Origin of the sequence: Lysinibacillus sp. JK80, from assembly GCF_027557635.1 — a bacterium.
GTDB classification, from domain to species: Bacteria; Bacillota; Bacilli; order Bacillales_A; family Planococcaceae; genus Lysinibacillus; species Lysinibacillus capsici.
Genome location: NZ_CP058997.1, coordinates 2203824 through 2225170, shown reverse-complemented (window position 1 = coordinate 2225170; position 21347 = coordinate 2203824). Strand labels below are relative to the sequence as shown.

Annotated in this window: 21 protein-coding genes and 1 riboswitch; of the genes, 12 read left to right on the top strand and 9 right to left on the bottom strand. The window is 38.1% G+C overall.

The window, feature by feature from the left end:
- Positions 1-2: 2 nt before the first annotated feature.
- The 5 genes from HXV90_RS11570 to HXV90_RS11550 are packed head-to-tail and all read left to right on the top strand — an operon-like array spanning position 3 to position 7620.
- Positions 3-1406, top strand: coding sequence for a hypothetical protein (locus HXV90_RS11570; protein WP_269898981.1), 1404 nt, complete (start codon positions 3-5; stop codon positions 1404-1406).
- A gap of 11 nt (positions 1407-1417) precedes the next feature.
- Positions 1418-2413: an AAA family ATPase gene (locus HXV90_RS11565; RefSeq protein ID WP_048391973.1), complete on the top strand. Its 996-nt coding sequence runs from the start codon at positions 1418-1420 to the stop codon at positions 2411-2413.
- Positions 2410-3285 carry a DUF58 domain-containing protein gene (locus tag HXV90_RS11560; protein WP_066037221.1) on the top strand — a complete coding sequence of 292 codons (876 nt, stop codon included), beginning with the start codon at positions 2410-2412 and terminating at the stop codon, positions 3283-3285. The genes HXV90_RS11565 and HXV90_RS11560 overlap by 4 nt, the downstream gene beginning before the upstream one ends.
- 11 nt (positions 3286-3296) lie before the next feature.
- Entirely contained in the window at positions 3297-5042 is a 1746-nt protein-coding gene (locus HXV90_RS11555) for a vWA domain-containing protein (RefSeq protein ID WP_048391971.1), read from the top strand.
- Positions 5026-7620 carry a VWA domain-containing protein gene (locus tag HXV90_RS11550; protein ID WP_269898980.1) on the top strand — a complete coding sequence of 865 codons (2595 nt, stop codon included), beginning with the start codon at positions 5026-5028 and terminating at the stop codon, positions 7618-7620. The genes HXV90_RS11555 and HXV90_RS11550 overlap by 17 nt, the downstream gene beginning before the upstream one ends.
- 187 nt (positions 7621-7807) lie before the next feature.
- On the opposite strand, the gene thiW is transcribed toward HXV90_RS11550, so the two are convergent.
- The 7 genes from thiW to HXV90_RS11515 all read right to left on the bottom strand — a co-directional run bounded on the left by thiW (position 7808) and on the right by HXV90_RS11515 (position 14594).
- The gene (thiW, locus tag HXV90_RS11545; RefSeq protein WP_269898979.1) at positions 7808-8308 is read right to left on the bottom strand and encodes an energy coupling factor transporter S component ThiW; all 501 of its coding nucleotides are present in this window, start codon (positions 8306-8308) and stop codon (positions 7808-7810) included.
- 94 nt (positions 8309-8402) lie between these two features.
- A riboswitch (TPP riboswitch) is annotated at positions 8403-8510 on the bottom strand.
- A gap of 66 nt (positions 8511-8576) precedes the next feature.
- Entirely contained in the window at positions 8577-9773 is a 1197-nt protein-coding gene (locus HXV90_RS11540; RefSeq protein WP_048391968.1) for an MFS transporter, read from the bottom strand.
- Positions 9774-10264: 491 nt separating this feature from the next.
- A complete protein-coding gene (locus tag HXV90_RS11535; RefSeq protein WP_054549818.1) occupies positions 10265-11338 on the bottom strand; it encodes an ABC transporter substrate-binding protein in 1074 nt (357 codons plus the stop codon).
- Positions 11335-12132: an ABC transporter permease gene (locus HXV90_RS11530; protein ID WP_048391966.1), complete on the bottom strand. Its 798-nt coding sequence runs from the start codon at positions 12130-12132 to the stop codon at positions 11335-11337. Before HXV90_RS11530 ends, HXV90_RS11535 begins: the two co-directional genes overlap by 4 nt.
- On the bottom strand, positions 12129-12938 hold the full coding sequence (locus HXV90_RS11525; protein WP_048391965.1) for an ABC transporter permease: 810 nt from the start codon (positions 12936-12938) through the stop codon (positions 12129-12131). Before HXV90_RS11525 ends, HXV90_RS11530 begins: the two co-directional genes overlap by 4 nt.
- Positions 12928-14034, bottom strand: coding sequence for an ABC transporter ATP-binding protein (locus HXV90_RS11520; RefSeq protein WP_269898978.1), 1107 nt, complete (start codon positions 14032-14034; stop codon positions 12928-12930). The genes HXV90_RS11525 and HXV90_RS11520 overlap by 11 nt, the downstream gene beginning before the upstream one ends.
- 17 nt (positions 14035-14051) lie before the next feature.
- Positions 14052-14594, bottom strand: coding sequence for a helix-turn-helix domain-containing protein (locus HXV90_RS11515; RefSeq protein ID WP_004224674.1), 543 nt, complete (start codon positions 14592-14594; stop codon positions 14052-14054).
- Between the two features lie 406 nt (positions 14595-15000).
- Here HXV90_RS11515 and HXV90_RS11510 point away from each other — a divergent pair, with 406 nt between their 5' ends.
- The 7 genes from HXV90_RS11510 to HXV90_RS11480 all read left to right on the top strand — a co-directional run bounded on the left by HXV90_RS11510 (position 15001) and on the right by HXV90_RS11480 (position 20303).
- Entirely contained in the window at positions 15001-15543 is a 543-nt protein-coding gene (locus HXV90_RS11510; RefSeq protein WP_004224676.1) for a peroxiredoxin, read from the top strand.
- A 149-nt stretch (positions 15544-15692) separates the two neighbouring features.
- Entirely contained in the window at positions 15693-16148 is a 456-nt protein-coding gene (locus HXV90_RS11505; RefSeq protein WP_004224678.1) for a TlpA family protein disulfide reductase, read from the top strand.
- A 141-nt stretch (positions 16149-16289) separates the two neighbouring features.
- Positions 16290-16952 (top strand): potassium channel family protein, encoded by a 663-nt coding sequence (locus HXV90_RS11500; RefSeq protein WP_004224679.1) that lies wholly within the window; start codon positions 16290-16292, stop codon positions 16950-16952.
- A 6-nt stretch (positions 16953-16958) separates the two neighbouring features.
- On the top strand, positions 16959-17438 hold the full coding sequence (locus tag HXV90_RS11495; protein WP_131521679.1) for a hypothetical protein: 480 nt from the start codon (positions 16959-16961) through the stop codon (positions 17436-17438).
- Positions 17439-17571: 133 nt separating this feature from the next.
- A complete protein-coding gene (locus HXV90_RS11490) occupies positions 17572-18675 on the top strand; it encodes a GNAT family N-acetyltransferase (protein ID WP_269898977.1) in 1104 nt (367 codons plus the stop codon).
- A gap of 135 nt (positions 18676-18810) precedes the next feature.
- Positions 18811-19326 (top strand): GNAT family N-acetyltransferase, encoded by a 516-nt coding sequence (locus tag HXV90_RS11485; RefSeq protein WP_269898976.1) that lies wholly within the window; start codon positions 18811-18813, stop codon positions 19324-19326.
- Complete coding sequence (locus HXV90_RS11480) at positions 19323-20303, top strand: S66 family peptidase (RefSeq protein ID WP_269898975.1); 981 nt, start codon at positions 19323-19325, stop codon at positions 20301-20303. Before HXV90_RS11485 ends, HXV90_RS11480 begins: the two co-directional genes overlap by 4 nt.
- Positions 20304-20340: 37 nt before the next feature.
- On the opposite strand, the gene HXV90_RS11475 is transcribed toward HXV90_RS11480, so the two are convergent.
- The gene (locus tag HXV90_RS11475; RefSeq protein WP_269898974.1) at positions 20341-20883 is read right to left on the bottom strand and encodes a GNAT family N-acetyltransferase; all 543 of its coding nucleotides are present in this window, start codon (positions 20881-20883) and stop codon (positions 20341-20343) included.
- 96 nt (positions 20884-20979) lie between these two features.
- The gene (locus tag HXV90_RS11470; protein ID WP_004224696.1) at positions 20980-21183 is read right to left on the bottom strand and encodes a hypothetical protein; all 204 of its coding nucleotides are present in this window, start codon (positions 21181-21183) and stop codon (positions 20980-20982) included.
- Positions 21184-21347: the final 164 nt, after the last annotated feature.

The window sequence follows — 21347 nt, the reverse complement described above, 5'->3', positions numbered from 1 at the left end:
GTATGGAGCGTCGTAAGCAATTACGAAAATATATTCAGCGTGCAAAATCGAGATTAACTCTTGAAAGAAGCATTCCCATTGCACAATACGGTTTGTTTTTGGCATTGCTTTCGAGTGCTTCTCTCGTACTTATTTCCCGACTATTTGTCTGGCCATATTATCGCCAAATAGCGTTAGGAGCCTTTATTACCGTTATTATTTCAACCATTGCTTATATTTGGTGGAAACGGGTCAAAGAGAAAGAGGCATTGCATAAACTGGATCATTATTTCTCACATAATGAATTAGTGACAGCTTTATCATTTAAAGATGATCAGGATCCTCTTGTTCAATCATTATTATCGAAAGCTATCCAAAATGCTGAAAAAGCTTTCGCAGACTTTAAGGCTCGAAAGAAAAATCTATTTCGTCCAAAGGCGTTTATCGGTTTATTTATTACAACAGTTGTACTAGCCATTCTTTATATGTTCCCAGCAGCTACGCAAATTGAAGCAATAGAGGTTGAAAAGGAGCAAGCAGTTATCGAAGATATGAAGAAGGAAGTTGCTGAATTAGAGAAGAAGGCGGAAACAAAAGAAGTAAAGGAGCAATTGCAAGAACTTCAAAATACTTTAAAAGAGGCTGAAACAGCAGAAGAAGCTTTACGAGAAGTTGTCAAAAAGCAAAAGGAGCTAGCATTAAAGGAGCAGCAATTAAAGGATAAACAAACGGCTAGTCAAGATGGCACAACAGAAGGCCAAGGATTATCGAAGGAAGAGGTTGAGCAGCTAAAAGAGCTTGCCCAAATGCAGCAAGGGCTCACAGAAAATGCAAATGCCACACAAACTGCTATGAGTAAACTTGGTAAACCAGCGAGTAACTCCTTACAAAATGCAATTGCGAGTGCCAATAATGCCAGCAGCCACAATCAAAACAGTCAACAGTCATCTGGTAATTCCCAACCTAGTAATCAACAAAGCCAGTCTAGTCAAAATAATGCTCAAAGTGGTTCTCAACAGCAAAATGGTAGTAGCCAGAGCAATGGTCAAGGCCAGGGCCAAGGCCAAGGCCAAGGCCAGGGACAAGGCCAAGGCCAAGGCCAAGGACAGGGCCAAGGTCAAGGTCAAGGTCAGGGACAAGGTGGTCAAGGAACAGGAAGTGGCCAAGGCGGTCGGAATTTGCTAACGACACCGAATCGAATAGGTGGGGCAAGTGAGACATCAGTAGATGGTGGCGCATTAGGAGATGGTTCCCATGTATCTGAGCAACAAGGAAATGGTCCGATAACAAAAGGTTCTATTCGACCTTATGAAGAAGTAATTGGCTCTTATAAAGACAGCTATTTAGAGAGTTCAGAGCGCTTACAATTACCGAAGGATTTACAAAATGTCGTGCAATCTTATTTCACGTCAATTGAGTCGCAGTAGGAGGAAAAGAAATGGCCTTTACAGAGCAACAGTATGTAGATATGAGTACGAAATTACAACAAGTTAAAGAAGAAATCCATCGCTTCATTGTTGGACAGGAAGAAGCAATTGATTATACCCTGTATGCAGTATTAGCGGATGGTCATGCATTGTTAGAAGGTTTACCTGGTTTAGGAAAAACGATGTTAATTCGTACCATTTCAGAGGTACTGGATCTGTCGTTTTCACGTATTCAATTTACACCAGATCTTATGCCAGCAGATATAACAGGTACGAGCATGATTGAACGTACACCCGATGGGAAGCAGCAATTTACCTTTCAACCTGGGCCAATCTTTAGTCAAATGGTATTGGCTGATGAGATAAATCGCGCAACACCCAAAACCCAAAGTGCCTTGTTGGAAGCAATGGGAGAAAAAACGGTAACCATATTAGGGGATACAAAAAAAATGGCGAGACCATTTTTCGTGCTGGCAACTCAAAACCCTATTGAAATGGAAGGAACATACCCATTACCAGAAGCACAGATGGACCGTTTCCTTTGTAAAATTCTTGTACCCTATCCAGAAAAAAGCGAACTTATGGAAATTATGAAGCGAACGACAGGTGCCCAGGAAATTGGTTTACAGAAACAGATGGATACGGATGCTCTCATTCAAGCTCAGCAAATGGTAAAGGAAGTGATGGTTGCTGATGAAATGCTAGAGTATGCAACTGATCTAGTAGTGGCTACGCATCCTGAGAGAACAGATGCGCTTGATGAGGTTAAACAATATGCAATGTATGGCAGTGGTCCACGTGGTTTGCAGAGCTTAATCAAATTGGCAAAGGCAAGAGCTTTAATGAATGGTCGTTTTCATGTTTCTGTAGCGGATATTAAATCTGTTGCTAAGCCTGTTTTACGTCATCGCATGCTGTTGAATTATGAAGGGGAGGCTTCAGGAAAAACAGCAGACGATGTGATTGATGTTATTTTAGAAAAAGTTCAGCAAGGTATTAGCAAGTGACAGCAAAATACTTATTGCCCGAAGACTGGTTAGCGAAAATCAGTCGCTTTCAAGTAGCGACGGCCTCCAAACTACGCGGGCAACATAAGGGCTCGCACCGTTCTCAACGCTTCGGGGCATCCCTTGATTTCTCGGATTTTCGAGAATACCATTTAGGAGATGATGTACGCCAAGTGGATTGGAACGTCTTTGCTCGTACAGATAAATACTTTATTAAAAGGTTTTTAGATGAGCAAGAGATGCGTGTACATATTCTACTAGATGCTACCAAATCAATGGGGCAACATGCTAAGTGGTTATTTGCTCGTCAAATTGTGGCCTCCCTCGGTCTGATGGTATTAGGTCGAGATGATCGTCTATCCTTTTCTTTTGTCCAAGATGAAGTGAAGCCACCATTTCGACGGAAGGGTACCATGTATCGCCGAGCTTTTTTACAGCTAGTAACAGATATAGAGGAAGCTAATTACTCTAATCGTTTTGCCAAGGATGCACTTAAAGCTTTACCTAAAGATAGTACCGTATTATTCATTGTTACAGATGGATTAGAGCCAATTGAGGAATGGGAACAGCTATTAAAAAGGCTACCACGCTATGCTGGAGATGTTCGCATTTTGCAAATTGTAACGCAAGAAGAACTGTCACCAAATTATTCGGGTGATGTACGTCTCCTTGATCGTGAAACAGGTAATGATGTGAATGTGACGATGTCCTCTAAAGTATTAGAGTCCTACCATGCAAGACGCATACTACATGAAGAAGAATTTGAAGCCATTTGCCGTCGCTTTGGTGTTCGAAAATTACAATTGAAAGTGGAAGATGGATTGCAACATGCGATTTTCCAGCAATTATTAAAAGCACATTGGATTAGGTGAGGTGAGCCGTATTGGGCTTTAGTCAAATTATATTTAGCTGGACGGCCATCATCCCGGTCATTGTCCTACTTTATTATTTCTTTCGAAAAAAATATACAGATCAAACAGTTTCTTCGACGCTTTTTTGGTCGGAGATTATGCAGGAAACGCGAGTATCGCCTTATTTAAAGCATTTACAAAAAAATGCCCTACTATATTTACAGCTTCTTGCTTTACTGCTACTTGTTTTGGCATTGATGAATCCTTATATAAAAAAATCAACCATTGTTGGTGCACAAACCATATTTATTGTAGATACTTCAGCCACAATGCTGGCAGGTAAAGAGCAATCAACCTTTGACGCTCATAAACAGGAAATGCTGAACTTGATGAATGAATTGAATGGTCGACCTGTCACATTAATTACAACTGGTGCTGCACCAAAAGCTGTTTTACAGCAAGAAACAAACACAAGTGAAATAAAAAAAGCTATTCAAGATTTACAAGTAACCTATGAAACTGCTGAAATGAATAAGGCGCTGGATGTAGCACAGGCATTTGTGGGCGACACACCGACTTCTATCTATGTTTTTACAGATACACTTGATAAAAAGCAATTACCGATGGACAAGGATTCTGTGAAATGGCTAGTAAGAGGTGCTACAAAAGACTTAACAAATATCGCTATCACCCGCTTTGCTGCTACGACAGATGGGCAAGCTACGCTGGCACTTGTACAACTCCATAATGATACAAATACCGAGCAAAAGGTAACGCTCGCATTGAATAATGCAGAGGGTGAGGAGCTGGTAGCAGAAAGTGTCGTTGTGCCTCCAAATGAAGCCATTACGAAAACATTTAAAGATTTGCCTTTAGCAAAATCCATGACAGCTATTATTGATGCAAAAGATGATTATGACATAGACAATCAACAAACAGTTTTACTACAAACGACTACGTCAAAAATTATTGTTGATCAAGGCTTGCATCAACTGATACAAAAAGGTTTTCAAACAGTTAGTAGTGGCGTAAAAATCGTCCCTTCCTTGCAAGTCGCTGACAATCAAGATGCTACCATAATCACAAACCAATCAGCGTTATTGGAAAAGATGGACAATCCCCTCGTATTATTTGGTCGTGATGATGCAGAAAAAGTAGATGCGAATGGGACGGTAAGCACTAGCAGTGATGCATTATTTGCCTTTAGTGAACTAAAGGATGTTTATGTTAGTGCTGTTTATCCTGGTTTTGCGGACTATGAAACGATTGCTTCTGTTGGAGAAGAGCCGTTCATCCAACGCTCCCCAAAAGGAGATATCGTTGTTTTAGCCGATATTGCTGATACAGATTGGCCTTTACATCCATCATTCCCACTATTTCTATGGAGTACAGAGCAGCAGCTAACAGAATCAGTTGGGTCACTTGGGATTTTTTCACCCAATGAACAACGTGCAGTTGCTTTAGCGCAAGGAGACTGGAATGTTTATTCGCAAGAAGACGAGTTTCTTTCGTCTGTTACGAAGGGGATGCTAACTGCGCCCAAACAGCCAGGCATTTATATGGTACGCTCAAATAATGAGGAAAAACAATTGATTGTACAATTGCAAGCACAAGAACGTGTCATTGAACAAGGAACAAGTTTTACATTAGGTGATATTTCAGACAATGGAAAGGAAGAAGTGTCGATGACCTCTTTCGTGCCTTGGCTAATTGTAATTATTTTACTATTGCTTGTTTCAGAGTGGGAGGTGCAACGACGTCGTGGATTTACGAATTGATATGCCGTTAGTATTGTTGTTACTCCTTCCATTATTCTTGTATTTTGGATGGACATACTTTCATGAGCGACAGCGACTTAAAAGAAGTCATATTGTTGTACTTACTATTCGCATAGTGGCAGCAGGCTGTTTAGTTTTTGCACTCGCAGGTCCATATCTATTATTACCAATCAAAGAAGAACAAATTATTTATTTAGTAGACCGTTCTGCTTCTATGAATGGTACGGAAGATGAGATGGTTCAGTTTATACAGGAGAGCCTCCAATCAAAAAAAGAACCGCAGCTTGCGGGCATTTATTCATTTTCCTCTACTTTACAAACAGAAGCCATTTTATCTAAAACATTAAAGGAAGTACCGAAACTAACTGAAATTAAAGCTACCGATCAAACAAATATAGAACAAAGTCTACAGCTTGCTTCAGGGATTATAGATCCTAAAAAAGCAACTCGTCTTGTGCTATTAACAGATGGTAATGAGACAAAGGGCGATGCTTTAGAATTTGCTACGAAGTTGAAAGGCTCTAATATTAGTGTGGATATTAAGCCTTTTAGTCAACCAGTTGTCAATGATGTATCACTAAAAAGCTTTGTATCCCCTCAAGTGGCTTATGTTGGAGAGCAACAACAATTAGTGACAGACATACATGCAACATCAGCAGGCCAAGGTGAGCTGTTATTATATGAAAATGATGAGCTTATTCATCGAGAGGCAGTTGAGCTGACAGAAGGCACGAATGTGTTTACCTATAAACATGCAGCAACAGCTGAAGGACTTGTAAAATATGAAGCCGTTGTTCAAGTTGGTCAGGATGCCATTTTTGAAAACAATAAGTTAACTAGTGTCACAATGGTTCAAAGTGAACCACATTTATTAATCGTTAATGGTTATGAAACAGCTTCACCCATCGCAGCAGCACTTGGTAGTCAATCCATTGCTTATGATGTTGTAGCACCTAAAAGTTTACCAAATGAACTATCCAGCTATTTGCAATATAATGCTATCATTTTCGACAATGTACCAGGTCATTTAGTGGGTGAAGCAAAAATGAGTGTTATTGAGCAAGCAGTCAAAAACTTTGGAGTTGGTTTTACAATGGTGGGTGGAGAAAATAGTTTTGGTCTAGGCGGCTATTTTAAAACACCGATTGAAACCTTATTGCCAGTGGAAATGGAAATTAAGGGCAAAGAGCAATTACCTTCCTTAGGATTAGTGATTGTACTTGACCGTTCTGGCAGTATGCAAGGCTCGAAGCTTGAGCTTGCTAAGGAAGCAGCGGCACGTTCTGTTGAGATGTTGCGAGACGAGGATACATTAGGATTCATCGCCTTTGATGATCGTCCTTGGGAGATTATAGAGACAGGGCCTCTTAACAGTAAAGAAGAGGCTGTGGATACTATTTTATCAGTAACACCTGGTGGGGGAACAGAAATCTATAGTTCATTAGCTAAAGCCTACGAGAACCTTGCTGATTTAAAGCTCCAACGTAAGCATATTATCCTCTTAACAGATGGGCAGTCACAGGCAGGGAACTATGAGGATTTAATTGGTGAAGGGAAAGAAGAGGGTATAACCTTATCGACAGTAGCGATTGGACAAGATGCCGATGCGAACTTATTAGAAGCGCTTAGTGACATGGGCAGTGGACGTTTCTATGATGTGATAGATGAGCAAACCATTCCTTCTATTTTATCTCGAGAAACAGCTATGATTTCCCGCACCTATATTGAGGACAATCCATTCTATCCGGCAATTTATAATGCAGCAGGATGGAACTCACTGTTTGCTAATGGTGTCCCACAAATGAATGCATATATTGTGACAACGGCAAAACAGGGGGCTACTGTTGTAGCAAAAAGTGAGAAAGAAGATCCTGTGTTAGCGCAGTGGCAATATGGTCTTGGTAAAACATTTGCCTTTACATCTGATTCAACGGGTAAATGGACAGGAGATTGGGCAAGATGGCAGAATTGGGGAGCATTTTGGCAAACACTTATTTCTCAAATGCTACCAAGCTACAATGATGTAGCCTATGATGTAAGATTGGAAGCAGATGGTTCCTTTATGATTACAGACCCTACAAATGAAGCCGCATTTTTAGATATTGTAGCGGTAAATGAAGCAGGGGAGGAGCTAGAAACACAACTTGAAACCATTTCCGCATCTCAAGTTCGAGCTGTAGTACAAGCTGAACCTGGATTAATTTTCTTCCGTATAGCAGATGAAAAGCAGGCCATTTATCAGGCAGGGCTAAGTGTTCCTTATAGTGCTGAATACGAACTACTCCCTGTAAATAACCAACTGATAGAAGAGTTAACTCAACGAACAGGAGGCACTGTTTTAAAGGAACCACAAGATGTCTTCCGTGACTTTACGACAAAAGGAGCAGATCGGCAAAATATTGCCACATGGCTACTCTTAGCAAGTATGCTTCTTTTCTTTATTGATATTACCATAAGACGTTTTGGTTGGAATTTCCTAACGAATGCGAAGAAAAAAGAGCCGCTGGTTGAGGAAAAAACTATACCAGAAGACACGAATGTAGCACAGTTGTTAAAAGGCATGAAAAAACGATCTTAAATATAGAGGAAGCAGTGCAAACTCGAATAGTTTTGCACTGCTTTTTATATTCCTTGAAATAGAGAGTTATCCCCTTTGTAAAGAGGGTAAGAATTATCTAAAAAGTAGGCTCTTTGCTCATAAAGAGAAAAAAAGCGATCCAAATTGGACTACCCCAGCTCAATGAATGCTCATAATTCAATCTCTCTCAATAAAGAGAAGAATTAAACCTCTTTACTAGCTCTGTTTTACGCAAGCTACTCGCAACCATTACACCTAAAATAGCACCGATCGTACTTGATGTTAAAAAGGCTGGTAGGAAGAAGAATGCTGCTACAGATGTTCCCATGAATAATTTTGCAAAAGGGACTGCAATAAGTGAAGCCAGAATGCCCGTTCCGATAACTTCTCCGATACCAGCTAACCACATTTTATTGCTATATTTATAGGCAAGGGCAGCACAGAACGCACCGATGATACTACCAGGGATAGCTAGTAGAGAGCCTGTTCCAGTAAGGATACGAATGATGGCAGTGACAAAGGCAACTATAACTGTTGGTACGGGTCCAAGTATAATGGCTCCTATCACATTAATAGCATGCTGAACTGGGTAAGCACGTGCGATTCCTGTTGGGATGGATACGAAAGTAGAGCCTGCAACAGCAACGGCTACTAATAAAGCCATGACTGTTAATTTACGAATTGACATAAAGTTCACTCCTTTTGGTAAAGTTCGTGAGGAAAAATAAAAAGGCCACCCCCTTTAAACAATAGGAAGCGGCCTTACGTGTATATAGTGACAACAGCAAGTAGCGCCACTTCCCTCCGCTAGTGTGAACTAGATCAGGTTCAAAGGGTCCGTATATTACCATATACGTCTCAGCCTTTTAAAGACTCCCCTAGTGGTTAAAATCATTCAATTTTGTGAATCAACAATAATGTAACATACTGCTAAAAATAGTCAATGATTTTTCAGACTATTTTGTATCGGGATGCATTAAATGAGGTGCTTTTTTCACTGTCCAGATGAGCGCAAGGAAGAAACAGGCTAATAATATGATAGAACCGAAAATATATGGGCTATTCATATTCCAGTCAAATAATAAACCTGCCAAAGCGGGTCCAATCATATTTCCGAGGCTCATATAGGCATTATTCAAGCCCGCAGCAAATCCCTGCTCTTTCTCTGCAAGCTTTGAGATGAGTGTATTAACAGCTGGACGAATTAATGTCGTTGCTGTAGAGAAAATTGTTGCTACAACTAAAATAAGGGCAAAGCCAGAAACAAATAATATTAAGAAAATAGCAACGGATGCAATAAATAAATTTACTAGTACTACTTTCATTTCACCATAACGATTGAACAGTGGTGTAATAATAAACATTTGTACTACTACTCCAAAAGCACCACCAACAACTAATATAATCGCTATATCTACAGGTGTGTAATTAAACTTTTCTGTCACAAATAATGACAATGTCGTTTGGAAATTTGCAATTCCAAACGAGAACACCAGCATAATTATGAGCATAACAAAATAAGGCATATGTATGGAACGAGCCATTTGCTTCGCCAGATTGTCTTGCTTTTGTTTCTGTTGAGCAGTGTTTGGTTTGGTAGAAGGTAATAAAAAGTAAGATAAAATAGATGCTACAATGGCTGCAGCTCCAGCTGTGAAAAATGGGAAATGTAAGCTTACCTTTGCTAAAAAGCCACCAATACCAGGTCCAATCATAAAGCCAAGAGACATAGCGGCACCCAACATCCCCATACCTTTCCCACGTTCTTCATAGGTTGTGACGTCAGCGACAAAAGCCATAATAGGAGGTGCAACAAATGCGGAACCTAGACCACCTAAAAATCGTGCTAAAAAGAGCATCCATACATCTGTAGCAAGGCCAAATCCGATTTGTGCAAGACCTGTTACGATAAGACCGAAAATAATTAAATTTTTTCGTCCGTACTGATCTGAAAGATTCCCAGCAATAGGAGAAAATACGAATTGAGCTAAGGCGAACGTTGCGATTAGCATACCTAGAACTTGTCCTGCTGCACCAAATATTTTTAAATACTCTGGCATGACAGGAATAATAATGCCAATACTCCCCATTGCGATAAACATATTAAACATTAAAATATACAAAGCCGCCTTATTGGACTTCTGCTGGGTCATCGAATGAACCCCCTTTTTGTAATCAAATATAGTACAGTCTATCATAAAGAATTATTGCTTGGCTAATAGTTAAGATTATAGTACTGGTTCTATATTTAGAATGGTTTTCCACAAAAGTTTTTATCCACGCACCTATGCATGATGAAATAATACATTTTAGTCATAAAAGTTGAGGGAAAAGAAGCTATGGGAGGATAAATTAGTAAAGCAACAACAATTGAGGGACTTCTCTTATAAAGGGAGAATTAAAAATTTGGAGAGTCTGTCTGTAATGGTATAAAGCATGGCTATAAATTGTAGCGATGTTGAGCGTTAGAAGTTATGGACTATCAAAAATACACTAATGTGAGAATCTATTAAAATTTAGATAAAATATTTTATAAATATAATAATGCAAATAGTCGATTGAAAATGTTCTTAGTTTAATAACAGTTAGATAAGCAGAGAAAAAAACTAGCGAATTGGTGTGAAAACCAATTAGCTAGTTTAACTTATCTGATACTCATTTTAAATTCTAAAAATAATTCGTTGTATTTCCCTAAATAATCAGGTCCTAAATTTTTGTAGACCTCTAATGTATCGCGTTGTTCTTCAGAAGGATAGTAGCGTTCGTCAGAAACAACTTCTTCGTCCATTAAGTCCATAGCGGCAATATTAGGAGTAGAATAGCCTACAAAATCAGCATTTTGAGCACCTGATTCAGCACTTAGCATGAAGTTAATAAAGGCGTGGGCACCATCAATATTTTTTGATGTTTTTGGGATGACCATATTATCAAACCATAAGTTTGAGCCTTCCTCAGGTACAGCAAAGTCTAACTCTTCATTTTCATACATCATATCAGCTGCTTGGCCAGACCATGTAAGGGCAACAGTTGCCTCATTATTGATCATTAACGGTGTGATTTCATCTCCAATGATCGCTTTAACGTTTGGTGCAAGTGTAATTAATTTGTCAGTAGCTTCACGAAGTTCCTGATCATCTAGTGAATTCAGAGAATAGCCAAGACTGTTTAAGCCCATCCCAATGACTTCACGCGCACCATCTACTAAAAAGACTTTTCGCTTTAAAGAAGGGTCCCATAAATCGTCCCAAGAGGAGAAGTCTAAGTCTCCAACAAGGCTCGGATTGTAGACAATACCTACTGTTCCCCAAAAATAAGGGACAGAATATTTATTGTTAGCATCGAATGGTAAATCTAAAAAGTAAGGATCAATATTTTTTAAATTAGGGATTTTCGTTTTATCTAAAGGAATTAATAATTTTTCTTCCTTCATCTTCTCAATCATATATTCAGAAGGGACAGCAATATCGTAAGCTGTTCCGCCTTGCTGAATCTTTGTCATCATAGCTTCATTGGAATCGAATGTTTCATAGATGACATGAATGCCTGTTTCTTTTTCAAATTCTTTTAACAAATCAGGATCAATATATTCTCCCCAGTTAAAGATGGTTAACGTGTCTTTTCCACTTTTACCGCCTCCCGCACTTAAGGCATCAGCCGCATAGAATAAAAGGGCTGAAACGACAAGGATGGCGATGGTAGCTTGAATTAGTGACTTCATCGATGCCCCTCCATTCTTTTACTCGTACGACTTGTCATGAAATAATAACCAACAACAACTAAAACCGTAACAAAGAATACTAATCCAGAAATTGCATTCACCGTTAGAGAAATTCCTGCGCGGGCCATTGAATAAATTTCTACGGATAAAGTACTAAAGCCATTACCTGTTACAAAGAATGTCACGGCAAAATCATCTAATGAATACGTAAGGGCAAGGAAGAAGCCTGCAAAAATACCTGGCTGAATATAAGGAAGAATGACACGCATCATAACGTCCTTTTTCGTTGCCCCTAAATCTAATGCTGCATCGATTAATGAGTTATTCATTTCTAGTAGTTTTGGTAAAACCATTAATACAACAATCGGTACACTAAATGCAACATGGGCTAATAAAACAGATGCAAAGCCCAGTTTAATGCCTACCATTGTAAATAAAATTAAGAAGCTAGCCCCGATAATTACGTCTGGGCTGACGATTAAGACATTGTTTAAAGATAATAAAGTATTACGCATTTTAGAATCCTTAACCGTCACAATTCCAATTGCTCCTAGCGTACCAATAATAGTAGAAATGAGAGCAGAAAGTAATGCCACGATGACCGTATTTATTAATATAACAAGAAGACGCGAATCTTCAAAAACAGCTTGATAATGCTCCAAAGTAAAGGATTCAAAATTATTCATGGAGCCGCCACTATTAAACGAGTAAAAGATTAAATAGAAAATTGGAGCATAGAGAACGATAAAAACAATTGTTAAATAGACTTTGGCTGAAGCAGATAGTTTGTTCATCGTACGCGACCTCCTTTATCCTTTTGTCCCGTAATTAGCATGATAATAACCATGAATAAAATTAAGAATACAGCAATAGTGGAGCCCATACCCCAGTTTTGCGTCACAAGGAATTGCTGTTCAATCGCTGTGCCTAGAGTAATGACACGGTTCCCTGCAATTAAGCGAGTAATCATGAACAGGGATAGGGCAGGGATAAAGACAACTTGAATACCAGATTTAACGCCATCCATTGTCAATGGTAAAACAACACGACGGAAGGTTGTAAAAGCCGAAGCACCCAAATCCCGTGCTGCATAAATGAGAGTTGGGTTTAAACGATCTAAAGAATTGAAGATCGGTAAAATCATAAATGGAATAAAAATATAGACCGACACAAAGACAAAGCTAATATCGGTAAAGAGCATTTGCTTTGGATCGAAGCCAAATACTTCGATAAATGCATTAATAGGCCCGTATAACCCAAAGATGCCGATAAAGGCATATGTTTTTAACAAAAGATTAATCCATGAAGGAATAATAATAAGTAGAAGCCAAAGTTGTTTATGCTTTGTCTTCGTTAAAAAATAAGCAGTTGGGTATGAAATTAATAGTGTAAAGAATGTAATTAAAAATGCATACCAAAACGAGCTCAAAGTCATCTTTAAGTAAACAGAAGAAAAGAACGCTTTATAGTTATCGAGCGTAAAGTTGCCATGTAAATCAAGCAGGGAATAATAGACAACGAGTGCAATTGGCGCGATAACGAAAAAGGCAATCCATAACACATATGGAAATAACGCTGATTTTGATGTTTTAGTTTGCATCTTCATCGTCTCCATACGATTCTAATCGTTTATCAAACTCTTCCTCTGTTTCGTTTAAGCGCATTACGTGAATCGCCTCAGGATCAAAGTCTAAGCCAATCTCAGTCCCTACTTCTGCTTTCTTCAATGAATGGACTAGCCACTCATTACCATCTTTATCGTATGTGGATAATTCATAATGTACCCCTCGGAATAATTGTGTATCCACTTTTACCACAAGTTTGCCTTTATCGATCGTTGTCATTTCTAAATCTTCTGGTCGAATGACAATGTCTATTTTTTCATTTGGCTTCATCCCTTGGTCGACACATTTAAAAACTTTGCCAGCAAATTCAACCTTGAAATCCTCAATCATCACGCCGGGTACAATATTGGATTCACCAATAAAGTCAGCAACAAAGCGGTTAATCGGTTCATCATAAATATCCACTGGTGTACCTGACTGCTGAATTTGTCCTTCACTTAAGACAAAAATTTCATCACTCATGGCAAGTGCTTCTTCTTGATCATGTGTAACAAAGACAAATGTTTTACCAAGACGTTGCTGTAATTCACGTAGCTCATATTGCATTTCTGTACGTAGCTTTAAGTCTAAAGCTGAAAGTGGCTCATCCAGTAAAATTACTTCAGGGTCATTGACAATGGCACGTGCAATCGCGACTCGTTGTCGTTGTCCACCAGACATTTCAGATATTTCGCGGTTACCATAGCCTGCCAAATTGACAAATTTTAAGGCTTCAGCTACACGCTCTTTTATGTCCTTTTCAGGAAGCTTTTTAATACGTAGGCCAAATGCGACATTTTCAAATACATTTAAATGAGGGAACAGCGCATAATCCTGAAAAACAGTATTAACTTGACGTTCATTGGCAGGAACGGCATTAATCTTTTTATCATGGAAAAATATATTTCCTGTTGTAGGTTCCGTAAATCCTGCAATAATTCGTAAAATGGTTGTTTTACCACAACCTGATGGACCAAGCAGTGTATAAAATTTCCCTTTTTCAAGCTCCAAATTGATATTTTTTAAAACGACGGTACCGTCGCTATATGACTTTGAAACATTTTCAAAGCGGATAATTGAATTGGTTGTCATGGATGCGCCTCCTTAAGCTATAAATAAGAATCTGTTGCGACAAGTAAAATTTTTGTTTCATCATCATGTGCATTAAAAATCTGATGATGGTCTGTCGCGTCATAATAAAGTGCGTTACCTTCACTTGCGATATACTGTTCATTCCCTAAAACGAGACGAATACGCCCTTTAACAACATAAATAAATGTTTCAGAAAGCGAAGGCTCAAACTGTTTAAACTCGCCATCTGCTGCAAAGGTTAAGAAAATGGGTTCCATCTCTTTTTCATTCGAAGTAGGAATCAGCCATTGAATTTCATATTTTTTTTCTTCATCTGTATAGGTAGATTGGTCTTCCTCTGTATAAACAACCTTCTGTTCAGGTGATTCATCATCAAAAAAGTCTTTGGGTCTTGACCCTAATACTTCTAAGATTGAAAATAATGTTTCAATTGAAGGTGAGTTTAGATCACGTTCTAATTGGGAAATATAACCTTTGCTTAAATCTGTACGTTCTCCAAGTTCCTCTTGGGTAAGACCTTTTTTTAAACGAAGCGCTTTAATTTTTGCTCCTATTTGCATCTTTTCCCTCCTAAGAGAAGTTTAGCAATGATAAACTTTCGAAATATGAAGTTTACTTTAACGAAACTTTTAGTTTACTAAAACCATTACAATTATACATAATAATAAAAAATTTGCAATCGTTTTTCGTGAAAAAAATAGCTGTAAAAAGTTAAAAAATAGGGTATAAATGAAAGTGAGAAAAATTTTGAATAGAGTAGAATATTATTGTCAAAAATAGCTTGTAGATAGACAATAGCAATAATTCCAGTTATGGATTTGACGAATTTTTGTCAATCCATTTTAATCATCCAAACGGGCGGAGTTTACTTGTTTGAAAAACTGCGGTTACTCTGCTATCGTAGAAGACGAGTTCGCTAGTGCGAATGGAATATATAAACTACATATTTATTCGGAGGGATTTATTATGGCAGAACGCATGGTAGGTAAACAAGCACCTGACTTTACAATGGAAGCAGTACTTTCAGACAAATCGTTTGGTAAAGTATCATTAGAAGATATTAAAGCACAAGATAAATGGACAGTTCTTTTCTTCTATCCAATGGACTTTACATTTGTATGTCCAACTGAAATCACTGCAATGAGCGATCGTTATGACGAGTTCGAAGACTTAGATGCAGAAGTAATCGGTGTTTCTACTGACACAATCCACACACACTTAGCATGGATTAACACAGACCGTACGCAAAATGGTCTTGGTGAATTAAAATACCCATTAGCTGCTGATACAAACCATCAAGTATCTAAAGAATATGGTGTATTAATTGAAGAAGAAGGTATCGCATTACGTGGTTTGTTCATCATCAACCCAGAAGGCGAATTAAAATACCAAACAGTGTTTGATAACAACATCGGCCGTGATGTTGATGAAACACTACGTGTACTTCAAGCACTACAAACTGGTGGTCTTTGCCCAGCTAACTGGCGTCCAGGCCAAGCAACTCTATAATCTAAATAGAGTCGAATCATTATGCGAAAAATTAAAAGTCCCCACGACAAGCTTGTGGGGACTTTTAACTGAATTTTTGTTTTGGGAAAGAGTTTTTATACCGTTATCTAAATATTTGAAGACAAACGATCTTTTAGAGGAGGATTTTTATGAAACTTCGTGAACAAATGCCTGAATTAGTTGGCGCAACGACTTGGTTAAATGGTGAAGTAACTAAAGCAGAATTAGTAGGCAAAAAACCAACATTAATCCACTTCTGGTCAGTAAGCTGTCATTTATGTAAAGAAGCAATGCCAGATGTGAACAATTTCCGCGATCAATATAAAGATGAATTAAACGTTGTAGCAGTACATATGCCACGTTCTGAGGCAGATACTGATTTAGACACAATTAAAGCAGTAGCAGCAGAGCATGATATTGTGCAACCAATCTTTGTAGATAGTGAAATGAAGCTAACAGATGCTTTTGAAAACCAATATGTTCCAGCATATTTTGTGTTCGATAAAGATGGTCAGCTGCGTCATATGCAAGCTGGTGGTAGTGGTATGAAAATGCTAGAAAAGCGTGTAAACCGCGTGCTAGATGAGATGCGTAACGCTGAATAATAACGATATGTTGAAGACGGGGATTAAGATCCTCGTCTTTTTTGTTGTCCACCATTGACGAATTGGCTCTTGTTTTGACAATACATATCGCAGAGAATAGGCTACAATGGTGGTATAGTAGTTTTCGGAGGGATTTTTATGATGAAAAAAGAGTTTGCAGTCATAGGGCTTGGACGTTTTGGAGGCAGTATTGTTCGTGAATTAATGAGTCAGGGCGCACAGGTAATGGCAATTGATCATTCTTCAGAGCGTGTAGATGAGTTTGCTTCCATTGCTACACAAGCTGTTATTGCAGATTCAACCGATGAATCGGTGTTGAATTCATTAGGTATTCGTAATTTTGAGCACGTGATTGTAGCAATTGGGGAAGATATTCAAGCAAGTATATTAACAACAATCATTTTAAAGGAAATTGGTGTTGAGCAAATTACAGTAAAAGCTCAAAACGATTACCATGAAAAGGTTTTACGTAAAATTGGCGCAGATTTTGTCGTCCATCCTGAGCGAGATATGGGTATTCGTATTGCTAATAATATGTTGTCGAATACTGTTCTAGATTATTTAGAGCTATCAGATGAACACTCCATTATGGAATTAAAGGCTAATGATGCGATTGCTGGCTATTCCATTATGGATTTAGATATTCGCGCTAAATATGGCATCAATATTGTAGGAATTAAGCGTGGGGCTGATATTATCGTATCTCCACAGGCGAGTGACAAGATTTTATTAGGAGATATTATGCTTGTTATAGGCGCTGATGTTGATATAAATCGCTTTGTTAAAAAGGCCTTGAATGGATAAGAGCAAATGACGAAACGCAGATGGAGACTTGTTATATTCGCTGGTATTTTATTAGTCGGTGCTTTTATTATGCAAAACAGAGAAAAAAGTGAAGATGAAGCTATTTCTCTTGTTCTAGATCATGCCACAGAAATTGACGACATTGAATTATTCCAAGGAGATCAATCACTATTTCATGCTACAGGCGATGAAGCACAAGACTTTATTGAGAAATATCCTTTAAGTCATGTAAGGAAGCTTTCCAAAAAGGAAAGAACTATTTTTGAAGAAAAGCCTGTATATCATATCGTTTATAAAATGCAGGATAAGCCTCTTTATGAGGTAGAAATATTAAAAGTGGCTATTAGTTCTGAACTTGATGAAGAGTTACAGCAAATGGTTTTTCGTGTGGATGATGCACAATATTTGGTTTATTGGGCAAAAGAGAAAAAAGTACTCGAACAATCGACCAACACGCAACGATTACTTGAACAATACGGGCAATAATGCAGGTAGTGATACAGCAATTCATGCTGGTCACTACTTTTTTATTCTATTTTTAAGAAAAAATTGGAAAAAATATTTGATTTCATCGAGAGAGTTAGATTAAACTTTGACATAAAGAAGGGGGCTAGATGTAATGAAAATCATGTCAACTAATTGTGTAATCGAACAATTACAACCAGAGCATTTTACAGATATACAAAAACTCTACTCTAATAAACAAGTTCGAACTTATCTCGGTGGTGTTCCATCAAACAGCTATATAGAAGCATCTTTTAAAGGCATGCTAGAAGCGCCATTCCCTAATACATATTTATATATTACTTTAAAGGAGACAGGTGAATTTATAGGTCTTGTCTCAATCGATGAATACCATGATAAGGAGTTATATGAGCTTTCCTATCAATTTTTACCTCAGTTTTGGGGGAAGGGGTTAGCTTTTGAAGTGCTAACGCAGGTAATTCAGGATGGTTTGAATTATCTGAATATAGAATCTATTGTGGCAGAAACACAAACAGCGAACAAGGCATCATGTCGCTTGCTCGAAAAATTAGGAATGAAGAATGTACAAATGTTAGAAAGATTTGGGCAGGAACAAGCTGTCTATGAATTAAGTAAAAATAATCAACCGATAAGACAAATCATTGCCCTATCAGGGGGTGGGTTTTCTCAGCAGAACCCTTCATTTATCGATGAGTATATTTTACGACAAACTCAGAAAAATGAACGAGTTAAAATTTGTTTTATTCCCACAGCAAGTAATGATGCACAAGGGTATATCGAGAAGTTTTATACAGCATTCCATCATTGTGATGCAACCCATATCTTGCAAAAAGATATGCATGATAGAAGCATTCGAGAAAAAGTACTAGCGCAGCATATTATCTATGTGGGTGGAGGGAATACAGGTTATCTTCTTGAAAAGTGGCGAGAATATGGTTTTGATAAATTGTTAAAGGAAGCTTATCAAAAAGGGATTATATTAGCTGGCATCAGTGCTGGGGCAATGTGTTGGTTTGAAAAATGCTATAGTGAAAATACATATGATGATTTTGAGGAATGGAATGGCTTAGGACTATTATCAGGTACCTATTGTCCCCATTATAATGATCAAGAGAGAAGGAGGGCATTTGATCGCTGGATAGAAAATCATCCCACATTACAAGCATACACACTCATAGATACTGAGACACTCCATTTTAGGGATGAAAAGCTAGTAGCTAAAATTCAAACCTACTAGAAGGGACGAAGAAAAGTCTGAGAATTCCAGCAAAACTAACACTGGGTGATGAGATACTTTGGTGGCAAGGTCCATATAAATACAAAAGAATTGAGGATTCAGGTGACTATATTTTAGAAGGAGAGCGTGTTCAACATGATCATACGAGAAGCAACCCGACATGACAGTGAACGAATTATAGCTGTTATGGCAAATGCAGAGGCATCAAATTTTATGTTATTTGGACCAGGTGAGCGCAATTTAGCACCTAAGCCATTTGGGGAGTATATAGATAAGCTATATCATAGTCACCACTCAGCTTTGTTCATAGCTGAAATGGATGAGCAGGTTGTGGCGTACTTAATTGTACAAGGCAATGAGCCGTCAAGAATTGCTCACCGTGCTTATCTTGTCATAGGCATACATAGTGACTATAGAGGAAGAAAAATTGGGACAGCTTTATTTCAACACGTAGAAAATTGGGCAATAGTGAATGATGTACATCGTCTAGAATTAACCGTCATGGAAAATAATGAGGCTGGTGTTGCTTTGTATAAGAAAATGGGCTTTGATATCGAAGGAATGAAGCGGGCTTCGCTGTATGTAGATGGACAATATATTAATGAATACTACATGTCAAAACTATTGATTGGGAAAGGAACTACCGTATGACTTCAAAAATGAACATCGGCATTTATTCCCCGTCCTCCCCAGCAACGGTGACGGCTTTGGAACGATATGAACGTGCTAAAGCATTTCTCGAGAATAAAAATTTTCAAATCGTGACAGGTTCTCTAACTGGTAAAACTGATTATTATCGTTCAGGTTCGCCAAAAGAAAGAGCAGAAGAATTGAATGAGTTATTACGTAATCCAAATGTGGATATGATTATGTCTACGATAGGGGGCACCAATGCCAATAGTATGCTACCTTATATTGATTATGAGGCTTTTCGTCAACATCCCAAATTGGTCGTAGGTTATTCAGATGCAACGGCCGTTCTACTGGCACTTTATGCAAAGACGGGAATCTCAACTTTTTATGGTCCAGCCCTCGTACCTTCCTTTGGCGAGTTTGAACCATTGATAAATGATACCTTCAAATTTTTTGAGCATTATTTCTTTAAGCCTCAAGCATTACCATACGAAATTCCAATGCCTTCTTATTGGTCGGATGAACCTGTTAATTGGCTAGAGAAGACAGTGGATAAAAAACTCAAGAAGAATGAATGGTTAGCGATTCAGGATGGGGTTGCTGAAGGAAGGTTAATTGGCGGGAATGCCAATGCCATGTATGGATTTATTGGTACGCCGTATTTCCCTAAAATTGTGGAAGGTGATATTTTATTAGTGGAGGACTGCTTAAAAAATGCTGCTGTTGTTGAAAAGAATTTTGCAATGCTAAAATTGCATGGTGTCTTTAACAAAGTTAGTGGGATTATTTTGGGGAAACATGAATGCTACGATGATTTAGGAACGGGTCGACAGCCATATCATATTCTACTTGAACAGTTGGATGGAATAAAGATTCCTATATTAGCAGAGGTGGATATTTGTCATACACATCCTATGCATCCAATTGCGATAGGCAAACGAGTAAGGATAGATGCCACAGCTAAGAAGATATACTGTTTGGAAAGATGGTTGTAATGATAAAGCCTTGCAAATCGTAGCAAGGCTTTATTTTCTAGAAGTTCCTATAATCATCATCAGTGATAGCGTACATTTTTACATTTTGGTATTGTCCCTTAACAAGCATACTTTTCCGTAATAACCCTTCAAACTGCATACCTGACTTCTCCATAACCTTTTGTGAGCCAATGTTTTCTTCAAAGCATCGTGCTTGGATACGTACTAAATCTAATTCATTAAAACCGAAGTCAATGAGTTTTTTTGTTGCTTCTGTTGTGTACCCCTTATTCCAAAAATCCTCAGAAAGCACATAGCCAATTTCCGCGTATTTATGGGTGTCATTAATCGTCACAAAATCAATCGTTCCAATAATTGTGCCTGCATATTCAATACCCCATAACATCAAATTGCCTTGCTGATAGCCATTAAAAATTAATGCCATAAAAGCCTTTGTATCCTCTAAGCTCGTGTGTGCTTGCCATGTCACATAACGCGCCACATTTTCACTGGAAGAGTAGTCATACATTGCTTCTAAATCCCCATGTGTAATTGGTCTTAATAGTAACCTTTCCGTTTTCATAATTGGTATTTTACTCATGATTTACCCCCTTTAACAAATAGTATATAAAAAAGTCGACCCATAATTATGAATTAGGTCGACTTTTTATATTTATTCATTTTTGCAGCGATCACATTAAGGATAGCGCTTATCTGTTGCAGAGGAATCCTTAGTTTTGGTTTTATGTTGTTCATCTTTCACTTTTTCATTCAATTCTTCGACAGGTATTGGATCTACTGTTTTCATGTCCTCGTGTTTATCAAAAATGCTTTCTTTATCTGTATCCAATACATCAGGGTTATTCGTATTACGTGTTTTTGCCTGTTTTTTATCATTCATTCACTATCACCTCTTACTATTAACTTTCACTTTTTTACTAGAGTGTAAACATTTTATTTTGGGTGATAGTGTAAGCTAATTGTTTGTTGTCAGCGTCAATCCATAAGGACATAGCTTTTACTCGAATGATAATGAGTATAGTGAAACAGAGATGGCTATCATTT

Excerpts from the sequence above, each read along its gene's own strand:
- HXV90_RS11500 (WP_004224679.1), top strand. The coding sequence starts at position 16,290 with ATGAAAAAAGAGTTTGCAGTCATAGGGCTTGGACGTTTTGGAGGCAGT.
- HXV90_RS11495 (WP_131521679.1), top strand. The coding sequence starts at position 16,959 with ATGACGAAACGCAGATGGAGACTTGTTATATTCGCTGGTATTTTATTA.
- HXV90_RS11530 (WP_048391966.1), bottom strand. The coding sequence starts at position 12,132 with ATGAACAAACTATCTGCTTCAGCCAAAGTCTATTTAACAATTGTTTTT.
- HXV90_RS11505 (WP_004224678.1), top strand. The coding sequence starts at position 15,693 with ATGAAACTTCGTGAACAAATGCCTGAATTAGTTGGCGCAACGACTTGG.
- HXV90_RS11490 (WP_269898977.1), top strand. The coding sequence starts at position 17,572 with ATGAAAATCATGTCAACTAATTGTGTAATCGAACAATTACAACCAGAG.
- HXV90_RS11525 (WP_048391965.1), bottom strand. The coding sequence starts at position 12,938 with ATGCAAACTAAAACATCAAAATCAGCGTTATTTCCATATGTGTTATGG.
- HXV90_RS11565 (WP_048391973.1), top strand. The coding sequence starts at position 1,418 with ATGGCCTTTACAGAGCAACAGTATGTAGATATGAGTACGAAATTACAA.
- HXV90_RS11515 (WP_004224674.1), bottom strand. The coding sequence starts at position 14,594 with ATGCAAATAGGAGCAAAAATTAAAGCGCTTCGTTTAAAAAAAGGTCTT.
- HXV90_RS11520 (WP_269898978.1), bottom strand. The coding sequence starts at position 14,034 with ATGACAACCAATTCAATTATCCGCTTTGAAAATGTTTCAAAGTCATAT.
- HXV90_RS11470 (WP_004224696.1), bottom strand. The coding sequence starts at position 21,183 with ATGAATGATAAAAAACAGGCAAAAACACGTAATACGAATAACCCTGAT.
- HXV90_RS11475 (WP_269898974.1), bottom strand. The coding sequence starts at position 20,883 with ATGAGTAAAATACCAATTATGAAAACGGAAAGGTTACTATTAAGACCA.
- HXV90_RS11570 (WP_269898981.1), top strand. The coding sequence starts at position 3 with ATGGAGCGTCGTAAGCAATTACGAAAATATATTCAGCGTGCAAAATCG.
- HXV90_RS11485 (WP_269898976.1), top strand. The coding sequence starts at position 18,811 with ATGATCATACGAGAAGCAACCCGACATGACAGTGAACGAATTATAGCT.
- HXV90_RS11480 (WP_269898975.1), top strand. The coding sequence starts at position 19,323 with ATGACTTCAAAAATGAACATCGGCATTTATTCCCCGTCCTCCCCAGCA.
- thiW (WP_269898979.1), bottom strand. The coding sequence starts at position 8,308 with ATGTCAATTCGTAAATTAACAGTCATGGCTTTATTAGTAGCCGTTGCT.
- HXV90_RS11510 (WP_004224676.1), top strand. The coding sequence starts at position 15,001 with ATGGCAGAACGCATGGTAGGTAAACAAGCACCTGACTTTACAATGGAA.
- HXV90_RS11540 (WP_048391968.1), bottom strand. The coding sequence starts at position 9,773 with ATGACCCAGCAGAAGTCCAATAAGGCGGCTTTGTATATTTTAATGTTT.
- HXV90_RS11535 (WP_054549818.1), bottom strand. The coding sequence starts at position 11,338 with ATGAAGTCACTAATTCAAGCTACCATCGCCATCCTTGTCGTTTCAGCC.